We start from the raw sequence: 2,926 nt of genomic DNA on the forward strand, positions 1-2,926 counted from the left end.
AGCTCCAGCCGGACCTGCTTGATGCGCTCCTCGACGACCAGGGAGCCGTGGCCGGCGTCGTAGCGGTAGACCTCGTGCGGGTGGCCGCGCTCTTCCAGGCGCCGGACGTAGTTCTCGACCTGCCGGATCGGGCAGCGCGGGTCGTTGACGCCCGCGGAGATGTACACCGGGGCCCGTACGGCGTCGACGTACGTCAGCGGTGAGGACGCCGCGAACCGCTCGGGGACCTCCTCGGGTGTCCCGCCCAGCAGGGTGCGGTCCATGGCCTTCAGCGCTTCCATCTCGTCGTGGTACGCCGTGACGTAGTCCGCCACCGGGACCGCGGCCAGGCCCACCGCCCAGGCGTCCGGCTGGGTGCCCAGGCCGAGCAGGGTCAGATAGCCGCCCCAGGAGCCGCCGGCCAGCACCAGCCGCTCCGGGTCCGCGAGGCCGGAGGCGACGGCCCATTCCCGTACCGCGGCGATGTCCTCCAGCTCGATCAGCCCGACGCGGTGCTTGAGGGCGTCCGTCCAGGCGCGGCCGTAGCCGGTCGACCCGCGGTAGTTGACGCGGACGACGGCGAAGCCGTGGTCCACCCAGGCGGCGGGCGATGAGGCGAAGGCGTCGCTGTCGTGCCAGGTGGGGCCGCCGTGGATGTCGAAGACCGTGGGGAACGGGCCCTCGCCGGCCGGCCGCTGCACCAGGGCGTGGATCCGGCCGCCGGGGCCGTCCACCCAGGCGTCCGTCACCGGGACGGAACCGGGGGCCTTCATACCGGGCGGATCGAGGACCACGGCCCCGGCCGTCGACCGGACCTCCGGCGGCTGGGCGGCGGACGACCACAGGAACTCCACCGTCCCGTCCGGCCGCGCCGTCGCGCCGGAGACCGTGCCCGCCGGGGTCTCGACGCGGCTCAGCCGGCCGGCCGCGCCGTCCGCCGCCGACCCGTCCAGGGCGTAGCGCCACAGCTCGCTGCGGGCCTGGTACTCGTGCTCCACCAGGAGCGCGGAGCCGTCGGGATACCAGTCGGCGCCCACGTCACCGGGCAGGTCGATCTCCAGCGCGGTCTCCACGCCCGTCAGCGGGTCCCAGATCATCGGCTCCCAGCGGCCCCGCCGCTGGTGCCCCACCAGCAGCCGGCTGTCGCCGTCGACCGGTGCGAAACCCATCACCGACAGGCCCAGCTCCTCGGTGCCGCCGTTGGTGTCGTCGAGCTCCGCGACCGTCGAACCGTCCGGCCGCACCACCCGGATGGCGGAGTGCATGGCGTCGCCGTGCTCGGTGTGCTCGATGGCGATCAGCGAGCCGTCGTGCGAGAGGTCGCCGACGCCCGCCGACTCGCGGTGCCGGTAGATCTCCACCGGCGGCGCGCCGGGCCGTACGACGTGGATCGTCGAGCCCTCCTCGTCGGTGGAGCGGCCGATGACCGCGGTGCCGTCCCGGCCGAGGGCCAGCCCGCCCGGATAGGACGGGTCGAGCCCGGGGGCGGCCGGTTCGTCGGGGCCGCCGGCGAACGGCTGCCGCATCCAGACGCCGAACTCGTCCCCGTCGGTGTCGGAGAACCACCAGATCCACTCCCCGTCGGGGGAGAGCGTCCCGTCGGTGGTGCCGTTGGGGCGGTCGGTGGCCTGGCGCTGGGTGCCGGCCGCGCGGTCCCAGGCGTAGAGCTCGAAGGTGCCGGTGGCGTTCGAGACGAACAGGGAGCGGTCCGGGGCGTACTCGGCCCACTCCGGCAGCCCGATCCGCGGGGCGCGGAAGCGCTTCTCCCAGTCCGGCATGCCGGCCGCCGGCCCGCCCGCGGCCGCCGCCGTGCTCTCCGCCCCCTCCGCGCCTTCCGCGCTCTCCGCGTTCCCTACCGCGTCGGCGGAGGGAGAAGACAGGGAAGAGGAAGAGGAGGAAGCGGCGGGGGGCGGGTCGGTGGGCGTGCGGCCGGGGCCTGTGGTCTCGTCAGTCATGGGGCCATTCTGCGCCCGCGGTGGGAAAGTCCGTTGGCGAGGCCGAAAGGCTGTGGATAACTTCGCCGTATGCGAAAACAGACCGGGCCCGACGACTGGCGCGAGGCGAATCGCGCGAGGTGGGACGAGCGCGTCGCCATCCACACCGCGAGCGATTATTACGACCAATCGGCATTCCGGCGGACCCGCGACGTGATCCGGGACTTCGAGGCCGCGGAGGTCGGCGATGTCACCGGCCGGAGCCTGCTACATCTGCAGTGCCATTTCGGCCAGGACACGCTGTCGTGGGCACACCGCGGCGCCGCCCGCGTCGTCGGCCTGGACTTCTCCGAGCCGGCCATCGAGGCCGCCCGCGATCTGGCGGCCGAACTCGGCTACGGCCCGGACCGCGCGGCGTTCGTCGCCGCCGATGTCTACGACGCCGCCGAGGCGGTGCCGGACACCGCGTACGACATCGTCTACACCGGCATCGGGGCGGTGAACTGGCTCCCGGACCTGGCCGCGTGGGCCGAGACCGCCGCGTCGCTGATCACCCCCGGCGGTTTCCTGTACCTGGCCGAATTCCACCCACTGGGCGATGTGCTGGACGAGACGTCCGGCTCGCAGGTCACCTACGACTACTTCCGCCGGGAGGCGTGGGACGAGGAAACCCCCGGCAGCTATACGGACTTCGGCGCCGAGACGGTCCACAACAGGAGCGTGGAATGGCTGCACCCCCTGGGGGACGTGGTCAGCGCGGTGGCGGCCGCCGGGCTGCGGATCGAGTTCCTGCACGAGCACGACATGACGCTGTTCCAGCGGTTCGGGGTGCTGCGGCGGGGCGAGGACGGCTGCTACCGCTTCCCGGAGGGCCGGCCCAGGGTCCCGCTCATGTATTCCCTGAAGGCCACCAAGCCGGCCTGAGCCGAGCGCCCGACCGCCCCGACCGGCCCGGGTGCCGCATCGGCCCCAGCCGCCCACCGGCGTCCCGTACGCCCCAACCTCCCCCCGCC

The 2,926-nt window shown here is 73.5% G+C and carries 2 protein-coding genes; one reads left to right on the top strand and one right to left on the bottom strand.

Annotated features, from left to right (window positions below; genetic code table 11):
- Positions 1 to 1,757 (bottom strand): S9 family peptidase (locus ADL22_RS12875; protein ID WP_066977436.1); only part of this gene is annotated, 1,757 nt, incomplete at its 3' end.
- A gap of 246 nt (positions 1,758 to 2,003) precedes the next feature.
- On the opposite strand from ADL22_RS12875, the gene ADL22_RS12880 reads away from it, so the two are divergent.
- Complete coding sequence (locus ADL22_RS12880; RefSeq protein WP_066977439.1) at positions 2,004 to 2,837, top strand: class I SAM-dependent methyltransferase; 834 nt, start codon at positions 2,004 to 2,006, stop codon at positions 2,835 to 2,837.
- Positions 2,838 to 2,926 lie beyond the last annotated feature (89 nt).

Origin of the sequence: Streptomyces sp. NRRL F-4489 (assembly GCF_001509485.1) — a bacterium.
In the GTDB taxonomy this organism is placed as follows: Bacteria; Actinomycetota; Actinomycetes; order Streptomycetales; family Streptomycetaceae; genus Streptomyces.

Coding starts and splice junctions, on each gene's coding strand:
- ADL22_RS12880 (WP_066977439.1), top strand. CDS start 2,004: ATGCGAAAACAGACCGGGCCCGACGACTGGCGCGAGGCGAATCGCGCG.